This window comes from Candidatus Polarisedimenticolaceae bacterium (assembly GCA_036376135.1).
In the GTDB taxonomy this organism is placed as follows: Bacteria; Acidobacteriota; Polarisedimenticolia; order Polarisedimenticolales; family DASRJG01; genus DASVAW01.
Genome location: DASVAW010000001.1, coordinates 17,001 through 35,019, shown reverse-complemented (window position 1 = coordinate 35,019; position 18,019 = coordinate 17,001). Strand labels below are relative to the sequence as shown.

The 18,019-nt window shown below is 69.1% G+C and carries 16 protein-coding genes and 1 other RNA gene; 3 read left to right on the top strand and 14 right to left on the bottom strand.

Features of this window, described 5'->3' with window-relative positions:
• Positions 1 to 1,539, bottom strand: a 1,539-nt coding sequence (locus tag VF139_00170; GenBank protein ID HEX6849789.1) for a serine/threonine-protein kinase, incomplete at its 3' end; no start/stop codon positions are given.
• A 75-nt stretch (positions 1,540 to 1,614) separates the two neighbouring features.
• Positions 1,615 to 1,968, bottom strand: a transfer-messenger RNA (tmRNA) gene (ssrA, locus tag VF139_00165).
• A gap of 127 nt (positions 1,969 to 2,095) precedes the next feature.
• On the opposite strand from ssrA, the gene VF139_00160 reads away from it, so the two are divergent.
• From VF139_00160 to VF139_00150, 3 genes are all read left to right on the top strand, one after another.
• Positions 2,096 to 2,740 (top strand): hypothetical protein, encoded by a 645-nt coding sequence (locus VF139_00160; protein ID HEX6849788.1) that lies wholly within the window; start codon positions 2,096 to 2,098, stop codon positions 2,738 to 2,740.
• A gap of 108 nt (positions 2,741 to 2,848) precedes the next feature.
• On the top strand, positions 2,849 to 5,767 hold the full coding sequence (locus VF139_00155; GenBank protein ID HEX6849787.1) for a kelch repeat-containing protein: 2,919 nt from the start codon (positions 2,849 to 2,851) through the stop codon (positions 5,765 to 5,767).
• Between the two features lie 78 nt (positions 5,768 to 5,845).
• Positions 5,846 to 6,709 (top strand): hypothetical protein, encoded by an 864-nt coding sequence (locus VF139_00150; protein HEX6849786.1) that lies wholly within the window; start codon positions 5,846 to 5,848, stop codon positions 6,707 to 6,709.
• A 4-nt stretch (positions 6,710 to 6,713) separates the two neighbouring features.
• On the opposite strand, the gene VF139_00145 is transcribed toward VF139_00150, so the two are convergent.
• From VF139_00145 to VF139_00090, 12 genes are read right to left on the bottom strand one after another with little or no spacing between them, the layout of a single operon-like run.
• Positions 6,714 to 7,166, bottom strand: a complete 453-nt coding sequence (locus VF139_00145) for a PTS sugar transporter subunit IIA (GenBank protein HEX6849785.1) — start codon at positions 7,164 to 7,166, stop codon at positions 6,714 to 6,716.
• Position 7,167: 1 nt separating this feature from the next.
• Positions 7,168 to 8,625, bottom strand: coding sequence for an NADH-quinone oxidoreductase subunit N (locus VF139_00140; GenBank protein ID HEX6849784.1), 1,458 nt, complete (start codon positions 8,623 to 8,625; stop codon positions 7,168 to 7,170).
• A 16-nt stretch (positions 8,626 to 8,641) separates the two neighbouring features.
• The gene (nuoL, locus tag VF139_00135) at positions 8,642 to 10,603 is read right to left on the bottom strand and encodes an NADH-quinone oxidoreductase subunit L (protein HEX6849783.1); all 1,962 of its coding nucleotides are present in this window, start codon (positions 10,601 to 10,603) and stop codon (positions 8,642 to 8,644) included.
• A 10-nt stretch (positions 10,604 to 10,613) separates the two neighbouring features.
• Positions 10,614 to 10,913: an NADH-quinone oxidoreductase subunit NuoK gene (gene nuoK, locus VF139_00130; GenBank protein HEX6849782.1), complete on the bottom strand. Its 300-nt coding sequence runs from the start codon at positions 10,911 to 10,913 to the stop codon at positions 10,614 to 10,616.
• A gap of 2 nt (positions 10,914 to 10,915) precedes the next feature.
• Positions 10,916 to 11,410: an NADH-quinone oxidoreductase subunit J gene (locus VF139_00125; GenBank protein ID HEX6849781.1), complete on the bottom strand. Its 495-nt coding sequence runs from the start codon at positions 11,408 to 11,410 to the stop codon at positions 10,916 to 10,918.
• A gap of 11 nt (positions 11,411 to 11,421) precedes the next feature.
• A complete protein-coding gene (gene nuoH, locus VF139_00120; GenBank protein ID HEX6849780.1) occupies positions 11,422 to 12,486 on the bottom strand; it encodes an NADH-quinone oxidoreductase subunit NuoH in 1,065 nt (354 codons plus the stop codon).
• A gap of 5 nt (positions 12,487 to 12,491) precedes the next feature.
• Entirely contained in the window at positions 12,492 to 14,093 is a 1,602-nt protein-coding gene (locus VF139_00115) for a 2Fe-2S iron-sulfur cluster-binding protein (protein ID HEX6849779.1), read from the bottom strand.
• On the bottom strand, positions 14,093 to 15,391 hold the full coding sequence (gene nuoF / locus VF139_00110) for an NADH-quinone oxidoreductase subunit NuoF (GenBank protein ID HEX6849778.1): 1,299 nt from the start codon (positions 15,389 to 15,391) through the stop codon (positions 14,093 to 14,095). The genes VF139_00115 and nuoF overlap by 1 nt, the downstream gene beginning before the upstream one ends.
• A gap of 26 nt (positions 15,392 to 15,417) precedes the next feature.
• The gene (locus VF139_00105) at positions 15,418 to 15,882 is read right to left on the bottom strand and encodes an NAD(P)H-dependent oxidoreductase subunit E (protein HEX6849777.1); all 465 of its coding nucleotides are present in this window, start codon (positions 15,880 to 15,882) and stop codon (positions 15,418 to 15,420) included.
• The gene (gene nuoD / locus VF139_00100) at positions 15,882 to 17,090 is read right to left on the bottom strand and encodes an NADH dehydrogenase (quinone) subunit D (GenBank protein HEX6849776.1); all 1,209 of its coding nucleotides are present in this window, start codon (positions 17,088 to 17,090) and stop codon (positions 15,882 to 15,884) included. Before nuoD ends, VF139_00105 begins: the two co-directional genes overlap by 1 nt.
• Positions 17,091 to 17,112: 22 nt before the next feature.
• Positions 17,113 to 17,571 carry an NADH-quinone oxidoreductase subunit C gene (locus tag VF139_00095; GenBank protein ID HEX6849775.1) on the bottom strand — a complete coding sequence of 153 codons (459 nt, stop codon included), beginning with the start codon at positions 17,569 to 17,571 and terminating at the stop codon, positions 17,113 to 17,115.
• Positions 17,572 to 17,573: 2 nt separating this feature from the next.
• Positions 17,574 to 17,951: an NADH-quinone oxidoreductase subunit A gene (locus tag VF139_00090; GenBank protein ID HEX6849774.1), complete on the bottom strand. Its 378-nt coding sequence runs from the start codon at positions 17,949 to 17,951 to the stop codon at positions 17,574 to 17,576.
• Between the last annotated feature and the right edge of the window lie 68 nt (positions 17,952 to 18,019).

The following is an 18,019-nucleotide window of genomic DNA, read 5'->3' as shown; positions in this document are numbered from 1 at the left end:
CAGCGGCTTCCAGTCCGGTGTCTCCGGCGCACCTTGCGTTTCCGTGTGCGGAGGGACGGCGCGCAGGCGCAACAGATTGCCCCTGGCGTCCATCGCGATACTCACCATGCCCGAAAGTTCCATCGGCGGATCGTTCGAGCGTATCGGAGGATCGCCAAACGGGTTCTCGGCGATGAGCAGCCGTGGACTCTGCCTGTACCAGAACACCCAGGGGTGCAGATCGCTCCCTGCAAGGCTCGGCCACCAGGTCGTCGATGGCTCGCGCGCGGCTCGATAGGCCAGATAGCCGCTTCGACGCACCCACCACGACGCCGCGTCCGCGGGCTCGTCCGTGTATCCGAACGACCGGATCAGCTCCCTCGCTCGATCCTCGAGCGCATCCGGGCTCTTTGGAAAGGGTGCCAAGCCCTGATCCATCGTGAATCGGGCGAGGCCGAGGCATCCGAGGACGAGCACGACGGTCGCCCCGAACATCACCCATGCCTTCGCCGGCGACAGCGCGCCTTCCGCGCCGGCCGCGGCGATCATCTCGGGCGACGGCGTCTCCCCCGCCGCGAGCGCCGCGGCGAGCGGATCGCCTCCCGGCAGGGCCGCAGCCACCTGAAGCGCGTTCGATAGACGCTCGTCCGGATCCCGGCGCAGACATCTCAGGATCACTCGCTCGACGGCAGGAACGAACCCCTCTATATGCACCGAGGGGTTCGTCGGCATCGATTCCCGCTGCAGCCGCGCCAGCTCCTGGGCGGACGACGCGGTGAAGGGACGATGCCCCGTGAAGAGCTCGTACAGGACCAGCCCGAGCGCGTACAGGTCGCTCTTGACCGTGGCCGAGCCGCCCGCGAGCTGCTCCGGCGCCATATAGGCCGGCGTCCCGGCGCCTCGTTCCTGGCCACCTCCTTCGCCGAGCACGGCCAGGCCGAAGTCGGTGACCTTCGCGCGGCCCCGCCCGTCGATCATGACGTTTGCCGGCTTCAGGTCGCGATGCAGCACTCCCTGCTCGTGCGCCGCTGCAAGTCCCGCGCAGAGCTGCCGGGCGATCTGCACCGCCTTGTCTTTCGGTAGGTGTCCGATGCGCCGGAGCAGCCCGGCGAGATCCTCGCCGTCGACGTACTCCATCGAGAGGAAGTGGCGCCCGTCGACGTCGCCGACGTCGTAGACGCGGCAGACGTTCGGATGGGAGATCTGCCGTGCGATCTTGACCTCGTCGAGGAAGCGCGCCCGCCGTGCCCCGTCGCGCTCGACATCGCGCGGCAGGAACTTGAGGGCCACGCTCTGCCCGAGCTTCAGGTCATCCGCCCGGTAGACCTCCCCCATGCCACCGCGCCCGAGCAGCCCATGGATCCGGTATCGCTCCGCGACGACCGTGCCGGGGAGGAACCGTCCCTCGTCGAACGACGTCGATGCTGCCCGCTCCGGCTCGACGCGCGGGAACGAGGTGCGCGTCGGATCGACGGATCCCAGTTCGAGCGCGCCGCCGCACTTCGGGCAGAATCGGCTTCCGTCGGGCGCTCGCTCCCCACAGACCGCGCATACGACCATCGGCGGAGGATGTCATGGGGAGCGAAGAAACGAAAGCGGAGCCTCCGATCCGCGCGACCGGAGCGGCGCCATGGATGGTGGAGGCGGCGGGAATCGAACCCGCGTCCGAAAAGGTTCGTACGGAAGCTTCTACACGCTTAGCCGACTGGTCTTTTATCTCGCCGGTTCCGAGCTCAGTGGCAAACCTGGTTCCGGCCAGCCCGTTTGTCTCGATCCGGCGCTACGGGCGTACCGCCGATATCCAGCCCGAATTTGCGTCGTTCCTTCCGGTCGCCTCGGGCCGGGCTACCGGAGGAACGTCGCGGTCAGTTAAGCCGCGAGGGCGTAGTTGGAGTTGCCAGCTACTTTAGGTTCACCGGATTAACGAGGAGGTGACCCTCGGCGTGCTACTCCCGCCTCTGCCTTTCCGTCGAATCCATGTTCGCCCCCATGGCGCATGGCAAAAGGAAAGGTAACACCCGGCCCAAGGGGACGCGACCGTCGATTGCAGGAATGCAACCGCCCCGGATTTGCGCATCCTCTCCCCCGGACCCAACTTCCGGCGCAGGAGGATCCCATGCGTCGCTTCGCCCTCGCCGCGTCGTTGCTCGTCCTCGTCGCCCTGAGCTGGGGCTGTGGTGGAGGGGCCGCGCGCCCCGCGCCGGTCCTCGTTCCCCCGCAGATCGACCTTCACCCGCACGAGACGATCGGGGTCATCCGGTTCGACTCCGCGGCGAAGGGAGAACTCGGCCCGATGGCGACGCGCCGGTTCACCGAGGCGGCGCGACGCGACCAGGGACTCGTGAAGATCGTCGAGCTCGGCACCGCCGCCGAGGTCCTTCGCTCGGTCGGGCGCACGTCGCTCGATCCCGAGGCGGTCAAGGCGATCGGCGCGAAGCACGGGCTGAAGTCGCTGATCGTCGGCGATCTCGTCGTGTCGAACGTGAAGCCCAACGTGAGCGTGGACGCGTTGTTCCGCTCCGGCTCCGTGACCGCCACCGTGGACGCGACCCTCAACGTCCAGCTCTACGAGACCGAGACCGGGGCCGCGTTGTGGAACCGCTCGGGTCGCTCCAGCCAGTCGGTGGGGCACGTGAGCGTGTGGGGCGGGAAGAACTTCGCCTTCGACGCGGGGAACCCCGACGAGGCGTACGGCGGGCTCGTCGATGAGCTCGTCTCGCAGGTCTCGAGGCCGTTCCAGGCGAGCTGGGCCAGGAGGTAGCCGCGCGCTCCGGGTGTCGGGGCTTCCCCCTTTACAGAAGACACCGAACGGCGTAAACCTCCCGCATGGGTGTCGCCCTTCGACGGCGACGAGCACGGGGGAGGCGCCATGCTCATCTCGATCGCGATCGCCGCCGCGATCGCCGCGGCGGAGGGACCCTCGTTCGAAACGCGCGTCGAGGCGCAGCGGGCGATCGAGGAGGTCTACTGGCGGCACCGGATCTGGCCCGCGGAGAACTCCGGCCCGAAGCCGCCGCTCGAGGGGGTGCTGCCCGCCGCGAGCCTGCGCGAACGGCTGCTCGACGGCGACAGGAAGGTCCTCGTGCTCGAGCGGCTGTTCGGGCGCACGATCGCCGCCGTCGAGATCCAGGCCGAAATCGGCCGGATCGCGAGATCCACGCAGGATCCCGCGAGACTGCGGGAGATCCTCGCCGCCCTCGGCAACGACGCCGACGCCTTCGGCGACGTCGTCGTCCGGCCGCTGCTCGCGGATCGGCTCCTTCGGGCGTACGCAGCCTCGGAAACCCCCGACTTCGACCGCTGGTGGGCCGAGCGCGCGCGGAACGTCGCCGACGAGCCGCCGCCCCCTGTCGTCGGGCACTCGATTCCGGAGATCGGGGAGGCGGCGTGCACTCCGGGCACCTGGTCGGCGATGTTGCGCGACTTCCCGACGCGGCGGGCCGGACACGTGGCCGTCTGGACCGGATCGGAGATGCTGATCTGGGGAGATCGTCCCGGAGGCTTCCGGTACGATCCGGCCACGGACGCCTGGACCCCGATGAGCACGCTCGGGGAACCCGCGCCCCGAGGCGACGCTTCCGCCTTCTGGACCGGTTCGCGCCTGCTCGTCGTCGGCGGCGGAAGTTCGACCTCGTTCCCCCCGAACGTCTTCTACGACCCGACGACCGACACCTGGTCGTCGGGTAGCGCCCCCGCCGGCGCCAACGGACGGAGCGGTGCGAGCGTCGTCTGGACGGGCTCCGGGGTCCTCGTCTGGGGGGGTCTCGACCGAGTCACGTTCCAACCCGTCCAAACGGGACTCCGTTGGGATCTCGCCACGGACACGTGGGCCCCCACCTCGACCCTCGGTGCCCCCTCGGCCCGCTCGTTCCACGCCGCCACGTGGACCGGAAGCCGGATGGTCGTCTTCGGCGGCGACACGACGCCGCAGAACAGGGTGGGAACCGACACGGGCGGGAGGTACGACCCCGTCGCAGACACATGGGCGACGATGGCGACGCAGAACGCGCCTTCGCCGCGCGTGGCCGCGACGAGCGTCTGGACGGGTTCCCGGATGATCGTCTGGGCGGGGATCGACTGCGACGCGGATACCGGCGTCTGCGAGGTCCTGAACGACGGTGCGAAGTACGACCCCGCGGCCAACAGCTGGTCGCGCATGACGACCAACGCTCCTCCCGCCCGCCACGGAGCTCCCGCAGTCTGGACCGGGACCGACATGATCGTCTTCGGCGGCTACACGGAGGGCGAAGACTTCGCGGCCGGCGGCGCGCGTTACGACGACGCGTCGAACCGCTGGTTCCCGCTCTCCGTCGCGGGCTCGCCGACGCCGCGCGTGACGCACACGCTCGTCTGGAGCGGAACGGAAGCGATCGTCTGGGGAGGGCAGGACGGAAGCGACACGCTCGACACAGGCGCGCGGTATCGCCCCGCAACCGACACGTGGATCCCGACGCACCCTTCGAACCGCCCGCTCCCCAGGGTTGCGCACAGCGCCGTCTGGAGTGGAAGCGAGCTCCTGATCTGGGGAGGCAATCTCACGGGCGGGCACGAGCTCGGCGCAGGGGGGCGCTACGATCCCGCGCTCGACGCGTGGACGCCGATGTCCCTCACGAACGAGCCCGCGGCGCCCCGCACCCTGCATTCGGCGGTATGGACCGGCACGGCGATGATCGTCTGGGGAGGGAGTACCGCATTCGGCGTTCCGCTCGACACGGGGGGCGTGTACGCGGTCGCTTCAAACGTCTGGACGCCGATCCCCTCCACGCCGTCGGTTCCCGCACGTATGGATCACCGCGCGGTCTGGAGCGGATCGAGGATGCTCCTGTTCGGCGGCCGGGATTCGACGTCCGGCACTCCGACGTACTTCGGCGACGGCTGGAGCTACGACCCCGCGGCCGGCACGTGGAACCCGCTTCCGGGAAGCGGAGCTCCGTCGCCCCGTGCCCTCCATGCGAGCGCCTGGACCGGCTCGTCGATGCTGGTCTGGGGGGGCTTCGACGGGGGGTTCCCGAACACGGGCGCGCGATTCGACCCCTCGGCGAACGCTTGGTCGCCGATCGCCCCCCTCAACCAGCAGATCGCTTCGCTCGATGCGGCGTGGTCGGGTCTCCGGATGTTCGTTTTCGGGGAATCTTCCTCCAATCGTTGGCGCGGGTTCGCGTACGACGCACTCGCGGACGCGTGGACCCCCATGACCGAGGTCGGCGAGCCCGCGACGACTTCCCCTCCACGCGGGATCGAGTGGGCTTGTGATCGTGCCTATTCGATCGGCTCCATCGGCGATGGGAACGCCTCCTACGACCCCGGCCTCGACCGATGGACCCCCATCGCCAAGAGCCCGCAGGCACCGTGGCTCGCCCAGAATCGGGACGTCGTCGCCGCGGGGTCACGCCTTCTCGTCTGGCCCGGGGACAACGGGGAGGCGTATTGCGGCTGCTCGGACGGACCCGCAGGGGCGCGGGTGACGTTGTTCGCCGGAGGGACGGGCGCGAAGGATCGGCTCACCTGGTTCGTCGCGCCGGCGGCGGTGGGCTACGACCTCGTGCGCGGCGATCTTGCGACCCTGCGCTCGACGGGCGGGGACTTCGTCTTGGCGACCGGCACCTGCCTCGCCAACGACACGACCTCGACCTCGTTCACGGACGGGAATGCGCCCGCGCCGGGGGGATTCTGGTACCTGGTGCGGGCGTCGTTCGGAGGTTCGTCCGGGAGCTACGACTCCGGTGCGGCGAAGCAGGTCGGGAGTCGCGACGGGGAGATCGCGGCATCGGGAGTCGCCTGCCCCTGACCGCGGCGGCCTGGAGGGAATCGGCGAGCGAGGCCGCGTGGAGTCTCCGCGGTCTCCTCCTGCTCGCCGCGTAGCGCGATGGCCACGCTCCTCCTCTTCCTCGACGGCATCGGCGTCGGCAGGGACGACCCGGAGACGAATCCGTTCGCCGCCGACGGGATCCGGCGTCTCGCGCCGCTGGCGGGACGGGAGCCGGTCGACGGTGCCGCATTCCGCCCGCTCGACGCGACCCTCGGCGTTCCCGGTTTGCCGCAGTCCGCGACCGGCCAGACCACGTTGTTCACGGGGGTCAATGCGGCGGCCGAGATCGGCCGGCACCAGACGGGGCTTCCCGGCCCGAGCCTCTGGCCGTTGATCGAGCGGGAGTCGTTGTTCCTGAAGCTCGTGCGCACGGGGGCGCGGCCGGCGTTCGCCAACGCGTACCCCCGCGCCTACTTCGAGGCGAAACGGAGGCGGTTCGGCGCAACGACGCGCGTCGTGATGGCCTCCGGGGAGCGGCTTCGAACCCTCGAGGACGACGAGGCGCGCGACGCGGCACTCCCCCACGACTACACCGGCGAGTGGCTGGAGGCGCGAGGGATCCCTTCGAAGCGTCGCGACGCGCGTGCGGCGGCGTGGGTGCTCGCGTCGCTCCTCGACGAACACGACTTCGTCCTCTACGAGTACTTCCTCACCGACCTCGCGGCGCACCGCGGCACGCGCGATCAGCGGTTCGACCAGGCCCGCCGCGTCGAAACGCTCGTGGACGCCTGCATCGAAGGCGTCGATCTCGCCCGTCATCGCGTCGCCGTCGTGAGCGATCACGGCAATCTCGAGGAGGCGCATCACGACCGGCACACGCGCAACCCCGCCCCGCTGCTGGCGTGGGGTGCCGGCGCGGAGCGGCTGGTCGAGCGGGTCACCGGATTCACGGAGCTGACGCCGGGGATCGTCGAGGGATGAAGGCCTACGCCACCGCCTTCGCGCCCTCGAGCGCCCTTCGGAAGCTCGCTTCGTCGGGGGCCCGCCGCAACGCCTCGACGACCTCGGGAGCCTGAAGCCGGCGCGCGAGGAGCGCGAGCTGCTTCACGTGCGCCCCCGGGTCGGACGGGGGGCTGACGAGCAGGAAGACGAGGTCCACCGGAACGCCGTCGGCGGCCCCGAGGTCGAGCGCCCTGCCCAGACGCGCCGCCACGAATCTCGGCTCCGTCGCGGCCGCCGTGCGGGCGTGCGGCATGGCGAGGCCGTCGCCGATCGCCGTCGAATGCACCGCCTCGCGGGCGCGCAGCGCCTCGGCGACCGCGTCCGCGTCGGCGACGAAGCCGGCGGCTCGGAGCTCGGACGCGAGGGTGCGGAACAACTCGAAGGAGTCGGCGACGAACAGTCCGAGTCGGACGAGGTCGGGTCGGGGGGACGTCACGTCAGGAAAGATAACTCGCGAGCGCCTTCGTCGCCGTGAGGATCGGGGCCGGCACGAGACCGAGCGCCATCACCGCGAAAACGGCCACCGCCAGGGCGATCGTCGTCTCGGGTCCGAGCCAGGCCGACGGAGCGGGCTCCTCGTCGGGCTGCTGCATGTACATCGCGATCACGATGCGGAGGTAGTAGTAGGCCGCGATCACCGCGTTCAGCGCGCCGACGATCGCGAGGGTGTAGAGCTTCGATTCGATGGCGGCCTGGAAGATGAGGTACTTCCCGAGGAACCCGCCCGTGGGGGGGATCCCCGCCATCGAGACGAGGAACACCGTCATCGCCGCGGCGAGGTACGGCCGGCGCGAGGCGAGCCCCCGCCAGGAGGCCAGGTCGTACCCCGTCTCCTTGTCGGCGTCGCCGCGCCCCACCGCCGCCGCGACCGCGAAGGCGCCGACGGTCATGAACCCGTAAGTGATCAGGTAGAACGTGATCGCCTGCACACCGGCGATGCGGTCGCAGACGACGGCGATCAGCAGGTACCCCGCATGGGAGATCGACGAGAAGGCCAGCAGGCGCTTCACGTTGGTCTGGGCGAGGGCGACGAGGTTCGCCACGGTCATCGTCAACATCGCGAAGGCCCCGATCATCGGTGCCCACCTCGCGGTCTCCCCGCCGAAGGACCCGAGGAGCAGGCGCAGGAGCGCGGCGAAGGCGACGGTCTTGGTCGCCGCGGCCATGAAGCCGGTGACGTTGGTGGGGGCGCCCTGGTAGACGTCCGGGACCCAGTGATGGAACGGGACGACGGCGATCTTGAAGGCGAAGGCGACGAAGGTGAGCGCGAGCCCCATCCAGAGGAGCGGCGTGGGTCCGGCGGCCACCGTCTCGCCGACCCGCGCGAGGTCCAGCGAGCCGGCCGCGCCGTAGATCAGCGCGAGTCCGTAGACGAGGAAGCCGGACGAGAACGCGCCGAGCAGGAAGTACTTCAGCGCCGCCTCGATCGAGCGGACGCGCGAGCGGGTCAGCCCGCACAGGGCGTACAGCGAGACCGAGAAGACCTCGAGGCCGACGAGGATCATCATCAGGTGCCGGGTGTTGAGCATCATCAACATCCCGGTCACGGTGATCAGGAACAGCGCGTAGAACTCGCCGTGGTCGGCGTCCTCCCGCTCGAGGAACCGCACGGAGACGAGGGCGCTGAGCATCGCCACCACGATCACGATCGTGCTGAAGGCCAGGCCGAAGGGGTCGAGGTGCAGGAGTCCAGCGGCCGTCGAGAGGTCCGAGGTCGCGGCGTCGTCCCACAGGTGCACGGTCGCGAAGAGCGTCACGGCGAGTCCCGCGACGGTGGTCCAGCCGAGCAGGCTGCTGGCTCCGCGGAAAAACGGGGACATCAGCAGGACGAGGAGCGCGAAGATCGCCGGGACGGCGACCGGAGCGACCAGGACCCAATTGAAGGTCAGTTCCATCGCGTCTCCGTCCGGCTCACAGCGTCACGAAGAAGTAGACGACCGCGATCGCGCCGATGAGGATCGCCAGCGCGTAGTTGCGGACGTACCCGGTCTGGAAGAGCTTGACGATCTGCCCCGTGATCTCCGTGACGATCCCCGAGGCGTTCACGAGTCCGTCCACGACCCACTTGTCGAATCCCGTGAACCAGCGGCTCACGCGGTAGAAGGGCTTGAGGATCCAGGCCTCGTAGAGCTCGTCCACCCAGAACAGGTTGCGGACGAGGGTGTACGCCGGGCCGAAGCCCTTCGCGAGAGCGTCGGCGAGCCCTTCGCTCCGGCGGTAGACGTGCCAGGCGAACCCGATCCCCGCACCCGCGATCGCGAGGGCCGCGCCCATGAGCGACAGCTCGAGCAGGGTCGAATGGTGCGCCCCCTCCGCGGCGTGCGGGGCGACGACCGCCGGGCCGAGCCAGTGATGGAAGACGTTGACGTCGACCCCGGTCAGCGCCTTGGGGATCCCGATCCAGCCGCCGACGAAGGAGAGCAGCGCCAGGACCATCAGCGGAACCGTCATCGACTTCGGCGACTCGTGCGCGTGGTCCCACGCGTGACGGTCGCCGCGGAACGTCCCGTAGAAGGTCAGGAAGACCAGTCGGAACATGTAGAACGCCGTAATGCCCGCGGTCATCGCGAGCACCGCCCAGACGGCCCTGTTCCCGCTCGACCACGCGCCCCAGAGGATCTCGTCCTTCGAGAAGAACCCGGCGAACGGGACGATCCCGGCGATCGCGATCGCGCCGATCAGGAAGGTCCGGAAGGTCACCGGCATCTTCTCCTTGAGGCCGCCCATCCGGGTGATGTCCTGCTCGCCGTGCAGGCCGTGGATCACCGATCCCGCCCCGAGGAAGAGCAGGGCCTTGAAGAAGGCGTGCGTCATCAGGTGGAAGATCGCCGCGACGTACGCCCCGGTCCCCGCGGCCGCGAACATGAATCCGAGCTGGGAGACGGTCGAATACGCCAGGACCTTCTTGATGTCGGTCGCCGCGATGCCCATCAGGGCCGCGAACATCGCGGTCCCCGCGCCCACGCAGGCGACGAGGAACATCGCTTCCGGGGCGTGGGCGTACAGCCCCGACATGCGCGTGACCATGTAGACGCCCGCGGTGACCATCGTCGCGGCGTGGATCAGCGCGGAGACCGGCGTCGGGCCCGCCATCGCGTCCGGGAGCCACACGTACAGCGGGATCTGCGCGGACTTGCCGCAGGCCCCGAGGAACAGCAGGATCCCGACGGTCACGAGCATTCCGTGACTCGCCGGCCCGGCCCCGGCGATCGCCTCGAGCAGCGGGCGGTAGTTCAGCGTGCCGTAGGTCACCGCCAGGAACAACATCCCGACGATGAAGAAGAAGTCGCCGATGCGGTTGACGATGAACGCCTTCCGCCCGGCGTCCGCGCACGAGAGCCCCGTGCGCTCGTCGAACGGCCGGTCGTAGAAGAACCCGATCAGGAGGTAGGAGCAGAGGCCCACCCCCTCCCACCCGACGAACGTCACGAGCATGTTGTTGCCGAGGACGAGCGTCAGCATCATCGCCATGAAGAGGTTCATGTAGACGAAGAAGCGGGCGAACCCGTCCTCGTGCTCCATGTACCCCGTGGCGTAGACGTGGATCAGGAATCCGACGCCGGTGACCACCAGCACCATCACCGCGGACAGGGCGTCGAGGGCGAATCCCCACGAGACGCGCAGCGCCTCGCCGCCGTCGGCGAGGGGGCCCATGGGAAGCCAGGTGCCCAGCACCTCGGTCTCGGAGAAACGCGCGTGCTCGGGAAGCTCCGCGAGCTCGAGGACGGCGCCGAGCGAGACGAGGAACGACGCCGCCACGACGCCGCACGCGACGAGCCCGACGGCGCGGCGGGACATGCGGTTCCCGAACAGGCCGTTGATCGCGACGCCGACGATCGGGAGCAGCGGGATCAGCCAGATGAGCTCGAGCATCGCGTCCCCGCTACCACTTCATGAGGTTGATGTCGTCGACGTCGGTCGTCTCGCGCAGGCGCCACAACGCGAGCACCACGGCGAGCCCGACCGCCGCCTCGGCGGCGGCGAGGGTCATCACCAGGAAGACGTAGACGTGGGCCTCCTCCCCCGCGTGCATCCGCGCGAAGGTGAGGAAGGCCAGGTTCCCCGCGTTGAGCATGAGCTCGACGCACATGAGGATCGTGATCGCGCCGCGCCGGGTGAGCACCCCGTACACGCCGATCGTGAACAACACCGCCGAGACGACGAGCATCGCGGTCGGGTTCATCGTTACAGTTTCCTCTTCGCGAGGATCACCGCTCCCACCATCGCGGCCACGAGCAGGAGCGAGATCGCCTCGAACGGGTAATAGAAGTTCGCGAACAACGTCCGCCCCACGGTGAACGCCGTGCCGTAGTCGGCTGCGATCGCGGGCATCGGGTAGTCCTGCTTCAGGATCGCCCACACGATCGCGCCGCCGAAGAGGATCGCCCCCGCCGGGGCGAGCCATTTCTGGATCGAGCCGATCGGGTGCTCCTTCGCCTCCTCGCGGAGGTTCAGCAGCATGATCACGAACAGGATCAGCACCATGATCGCGCCGGCGTAGACGATGATCTGGAGCAGGCCCATGAACTTCGCGTCGAGCAGCACGAACAGCCACGCGATCGTCACGAGGTTCACGGCGAGCGCCATCGCGCTGACGATCGGGTTGCGGTGGACGATGACGACGAGCGCCGACGCGATCGCCGCGACCACGAGTCCCCAGAAGACGACGGTGAGGATCACGCCGCGCCCCCCTACTTGACCGTGCGCCCGACGACGTCGAAGGCGGCCAGGACCGCGGTGAGGGCGAGGTTCGCGAACGCCAGCGGGATGAGGCGCTTCCACCCCAGGTGCATGAGCTGGTCGTAGCGGAACCGCGGCAGCGTCCAGCGCACCCACACGAAGACGAACTGGAAGAGGGCGACCTTGGTCGCGAAGGCGCCGACCTGCAGCAGCCACAGCGGCCAGCCGGTCAGCCACTCCGGCGCCGGGAAGCCCAGGTGGTAGCCGCCCAGGAACAGCGTCACCGCCATCGCCGACATCGTGATCATGTTGATGTATTCGGCCATGAAGAACATCGCGAACTTCATGGAGGAGTACTCGGTGTGGTAGCCGGCGACGAGCTCGGCCTCGGCCTCGGGGAGGTCGAAGGGCAGGCGGTTGGTCTCGGCGAACCCGGAGATCACGAAGACGAGGAAGCCGACGATCTGCCAGCCTCCGTAGAAGACGTTCCAGTTCCAGAACCATCCGGCCTGCTGCTCGATGATGTCGTAGGGACGCAGCGTCCCCGCGATCAGCACGACCGCGGCGAAGGAGACCAGCAAAGGGAGCTCGTAGGAGATCACCTGCGCCGTCGAGCGAAGCCCCCCCATCAGCGAGTACTTCGAGCGCGACGACCAGCCCGCGAGGACGATGCCGTAGACGCCCAGCGAGCCCGCGGCGAACGAGATCAGCAGGCCCACGTCCAGGTCGACGATCAGCAGCTTCACGGGGCGGCCGAAGACCTCGATCTCCGGACCGAAGGGAATCGCGCTGAACGAGACGAACGCCGGGACGAGCGCGAACGCCGGGGCGAGCACGTAGAACGGCTTGTGCGCGTCCGCCGGCATGATGTCCTGCTTCATGACGAACTTGATGCCGTCGGCGATCGGCTGGAGCAGGCCGAACGGACCGACCCGGTTCGGGCCCCAGCGGTACTGGATCACCCCCGACACCCGCCGCTCGACCCAGGTCATGAGGGACACGGCGAGCATCAGCACGTTGATCGTCAGGAAGATCTTCAGGAAGGTGGCGAGGAAGTAGAAAAGCCCTTCGCTCACGTGCGTCAAGCCCCCGCCCCGGCCGAAGCCGGGGCCGTCCCGAGAAGGCCGATCGCGTCGGCGTCGAGCCCCGCGTACGGCGCGACCTCGGCCGCGAGCGCGTCGAGGACCTGCTCGAAGCGGGTCCACGGCAGGATCGCGGCCCCCGCCGCCTGGGCGAGCTCCGCGGCGACCTTCCAACCGGGCCGCGATTCGCCCCACGGCGTGCGCGCGCGGCGCACGCGCTGGATGCGTCCCTCGAAGTTCACGATCGTGCCGTCCTCCTCCGCCCACGCCGTCGTGGGGAGGAGCACCGTCGCCGACTCCGCCGTCCCCGAGACGAACGCTCCGGCGAAGACGATGGCGCCGATTCTCGCCCGGACGCCGGGGTCGAGGGCGAGCGTGTCGGCCGGGTCGAGGTTGTCCCCGAGCACGAGAAGCGCCTGGACCTCGCCGCGCGCGGCCTTGTCGAGCACGGCCGACTCGGCGGTGTCGCCGAGCAGCCACTCCGCGCCGGTCGCGTTCGCGCCCTTGTCGGCGCGCAGGAGCAGGCGGTCGTCCTCGCCGCGCACGAGGCGCCGGACGGCGAAGGTCGCGCCGCCCAGTCCCTGCGCGAGCTTCCGCCACGCGAAGAGATCCTCGGTCGTCAGGCGCGGGGACGCGACGATCGCGAGCGCCCCCTTCGCCGCCGCGGCCTTCAGCAGGCCGGCGGCCTTCTCGATCGCCGCGTCCCAGTCGCACGCCGTCCCCGCGGGGGACTCGGCGGCGTCGAGCCGCTTGGCGGCGGCGCCCGGCTGGTAGCTCAGGCGCCCCTCGTCGCAGATCCAGGGTCCGTTCACGGCCTCGTTCGAGCGCGCGACGATCCGCTTCACGCGATCGTCCATCTGTCCGCGGGTCGTCATGAGCGTCTGCTGCTGGCCGACGCCGACCACGACGTTGCAGCCGCGGGAGCACCCCGCGCACACGGTCGGCGTGTTCTTCAGGTACCAGACGCGCGTCTGGAAGCGGAACTCCTTCAGCGTGAGCGCGCCGACGGGACACAGGTCGACGACGTTCCCGGAATACGCGTTGTCCAGGCGTCGCCCCGGCACGATCCCGATCTGGCTGCGCTCGCCGCGCTGGAAGAAGGCGAGCTCCCCGGTCTTCGTGATCTCGTCGCAGAACCGGATGCACCGCGAGCACTGGATGCAGCGCTCCTGGTCGAGCATCACGTGGCGGCCGATGTCGACCGCCTTGTTCAGCGCGAGCTTGGGCTCGGTGTAGCGGCTGACGCCGGTGCCGTGCTCCACGGCGTAATCCTGGAGCTTGCACTCCCCCGCCTGGTCGCAGATCGGGCAGTCGAGCGGGTGGTTGATGAGGAAGAACTCCATCATCGCCGCCCGGGCCTGCTTCACCTTCTCGCTCTGCGTGTGCACGACCATCCCGTCGGCGACGGGGGTGTAGCAGCCGATGACGAGCTTCGGGGCCTTCTCGACCTCGACGAGGCACATGCGGCAGTTGCCCGCGACCGACAGGCCCTCGTGCCAGCAGTAGTGGGGGATCTCGCTCCCCTCGGAGAGCGCGGCCTGGAGGATCGTGGTCCCGGCGGCGACCTCGATCTCCTTGCCGTCGATCACGACCTTCGGCATCAGCAAACCCCCTGCAGGGCGGACGTCCCGGCGAGGCAGCTCTTGTGGTCGATGTGGTGCCGGAACTCGTCGCGGAACTTCTCGACGAACGACAAACACGGCATCGCGGCGGCGTCGCCGAGGGCGCAGATCGTGTTCCCGATGATGTTCCGCGAGACGCTCATCAGGAGGTCGAGGTCCTGCGCGAGCCCGCGGCCGGACTCGATCCGGTGGAGCACCCGCTCGAGCCAGCCGCATCCCTCCCGGCAGGGGGTGCACTGCCCGCACGACTCGTGGTGGTAGAAGTGGGCGACCCGCTCCATCGCCGCCACCATGCACGTCGAGGCGTCCATCACCATGAGCCCCGCGGAGCCGAGCATCGTTCCCTTGGCGGCGAGCGAGTCGAAGTCGAGGTCGACCTCGCACTCGTCGGCGCGCAGCACCGGAACCGACGAGCCGCCGGGGATCACCGCCTTGAGCGGGAACTCCGGACGCAGCATCCCGCCGCCGAGCTCGTGGATGAGCTCCATCATCGGCAGCCCCATCGGCGCCTCGTAGACGCCGGGGCGCTTCACGTGTCCGCTCAGGCAGTACAGCTTCGGGCCGGTGTTCCTGGGCGCCTTGCCGATCGACTGGAACCAGTCGGCGCCGCGCTCCACGATGAACGGCACGTTCGCGAGGGTCTCGACGTTGTTGATCGTCGTCGGGCAGCCCCAGACGCCCGCCTGCGCGGGGAACGGGGGCTTCAGCCGCGGGTAGCCGCGGTTCCCCTCGAGCGACGACATCAGCGCCGTCTCCTCGCCGCAGATGTAGGCGCCCGCGCCGCGGTGCACCCAGACCTCGCAGTCCCAGCCGCTGCCGAGGATGTTCTTCCCGACGAGCCCCTTCGCGCGCGCCTCGTCGAGCGCCCGCTCGAGCACGCCGGCGCCGAAGACGTATTCGCCGCGGATGTAGATGTACGCGACGCAGGCGCGGATCGCGTACGCGCCGAGCAGCGTCCCCTCGATCACGAGGTGGGGGTCGCGCTCCATCAGCAGCCGGTCCTTGAAGGTCCCCGGCTCGGACTCGTCGGCGTTGTTCAGCAGGAAGTGCGGCCGGCGCGGGTCGACCTCCTTCGGCATGAACGACCACTTGAGGCCGGTCCCGAAACCGGCGCCGCCCCGCCCGCGCAACCCCGACTTCTTCACCTCGTCGGTGACGGCGTCGGGGGTCATCGTCTTCACGGCCTTGCGGAGCGCCTGGTAGCCGCCGCCGGCCTCGTAGACCGCGAGGGACGTCGAGTTCTCCTTGCCGACGTTGCGGGTGAGGATGCGTTCCATCGTGTGGGTGTCCCGGCGCCTTTCGCCTACGGCAGGCTCTTGAGGATCTCGTCCACCTTCTCGAGGTCGAGATTCTCGTGGTAATCGTCGTTGAGCTGGAACATCGGCGCGGTGCCGCACGAGCCCAGGCACTCCACGCGGCAGAGCGAATAGCGGCCGTCCGCGGTGACCTCGCCGGGCTTCACGCCCAGGCGCCTCTCGAGGTGCTTCATCAGCTCGTCCGAGCCGCGCAGCATGCACGAAAGCGTCGTGCAGACCTGGAAGTGGTATTTCCCCGTCGGTTTCTGCTTGTACATCGTGTAGAAGGTCACGACACCGTGGACGTGCGCCGGCGACACCCCGAGCTTCGTCGCGACCCACTCCTCGGAATCGAGATCGACGAACCCGCGCTCGCGCTGGACCTCCCACAACACGGGAAGCAGCGCCGCCTTCTTCTCGGGGTATCGCGCGACGATCGCGTCCACGCGGCTTTCGAACACGTTCGAGAACATCAGCGATCCACCTCGCCCATGACCGGGTCGAGCGAGCCGATGATCGCGACGACGTCCGCGACGAGCTCGCCCTCGGACATGCGCGCCAGGGCGGAGAGGTTGTTGAACGCCGACGAGCGGATCCGCAGCCGGTAGGGGCACTTCCCGCCCGTCGAGACGATGTAGAAGCCGAGCTCGCCCTTGGGGACCTCGGTCGCGTGGTAGACCTCGCCCGCGGGGCATTCGAACCCCTCGGTCACGATCATGAACTGGTGGATCAGCTCCTCCATGCTCGTGAGGACCTTCTTCTTCGCGGGAAGGAAGATCTTCGGGTCGTCCACGTTGACCGGGCCGTCGGGCATGTTGTCGATCGCCTGGCGGAGGATGCGCGTCGACTGCCGCATCTCCTCCATGCGGACGAGGTAGCTGTCGTAGACGTCGCCGGCGGAGCCGACGGGGACGTCGAACTCGAACTTCTCGTAGCCGAGGTAGGGACGCGCCTTGCGGACGTCGTAGGCGACGCCGGTCGAGCGGAGCCGCGGGCCGGTGAGACCCTGCGCGATCGCGTCCTTCGCCGAGATCACGCCGACGTTCTGCGTGCGGTCGACCCAGATCGTGTTCTTCGTGAGCAGCGACTCGTATTCGTCCACGCGCGCGGGGAAGGCCCGCACGAACTCGTCGAGGCGGGAGAGCCAGTCGGGCGTGGCGTCGTGGGCGGCGCCGCCGACGCGCGTGAACGAGGTGGTCAGGCGCGCGCCCGTGAGGTCCTCCACGAGGTCGTAGTGCCACTCGCGGTCCTTGAACGTGTGGAAGAACATCGTCGCCGCGCCCAGGTCGAGCGCGTGCGTGCCCAGCCACACCAGGTGCGAGCCGATCCGCGCGAGCTCGGCGCACAGGATCCGGAGGAACTCGCCCCTCGGGGGAACGCGGATCCCGAGCAGCTCCTCCACCGCCAGGCAGAACCCCACGTTCGCGGCGAGCGGGCTCAGGTAGTCCATGCGGTCGGTGTACGGGATGAACTGCAGGTACGTGCGGTTCTCGGCGATCTTCTCCATCCCGCGGTGCAGATAACCGAGGTGCGGAACCGCCTGGACGACCGTCTCCCCGTCGAGCTTCAGGACGACGCGGAGGACGCCGTGCGTCGCGGGGTGCGACGGGCCCATGTTGACGGTGAGGATTTCGGGGTGGTCCGCCGAGTACTCGAACGTCTCGATCTTCGACTGCGCCATCGCCTCTCCGGCTCCGCCGCGATCAGCCGCGGAACAGCGGAAGCTCCTTGCGGAGCGGGAATTCGGTGTAGTCGTCGGGCATCAGGATCCGGCGCAGGTCGGGATGCCCTTCGAAGACGATCCCGAACATGTCGAAACACTCGCGCTCGTTCCAGTCCGCCGAGCTCCACAGCCCCGTCAGCGACGGGACGGGACCGGTGTCGCCGGTCGGGACCTTCAGGCGCAGCCGGTCGTTCCGCTCGCGGCTGTGCAGGTGGATCACCACGTGCATCGGCAGCGGCTCCTCCGGCCAATGCACCGCCGTCACGTCGAGCAACACGTCGTAGGCGTTGGCCGGATCGTCGCGAAGCCACTTCGCGACCTCGAGCAGGCGCTCCGCCTTCACGACGGCCCAGCACTGCCCGCGGAACTCCCCCTCGCCGAGAACCGCGTCGGGGAAGCTCGCCCGCATCCGGCCGATGGCCTCCGAGCCTTCGGCCATGATCAGTCCCACTCCAGCGCGCCGCGCCACCAGACGTACAGGTAGCCCACGGCGAGCATGCCGAGAAAGACGCCCATCTCGACGAGGACGAAGACCTTCTGCCCCGTGAAGCTCTGGAAGGTCGCCGCCCACGGGACGAGGAACGCGGTCTCGATGTCGAAGAGGATGAACAACATCGCGACGAGGTAGAACTTCACCGAGAACCGGTGCCGCTCGACCGCTTCGAACGGACGCGCGCCGCATTCGTAGGGCGTCATGTCGACGGCCTTCGCCGACGAACGGTCCGGTCTGCCGAGCAGGGCGCTCAGCACGAGCATCGAGGAGGCGACCGTCATCGCGACCCCGAGCATCATGAGCAGGGGATAGACGCTGTCCGCCACGCCCGTAGCCCTTTCGTTACCGACACTTGGGTTGAGGACGGGCCAACCTAACACAGGCGAATCCGCAG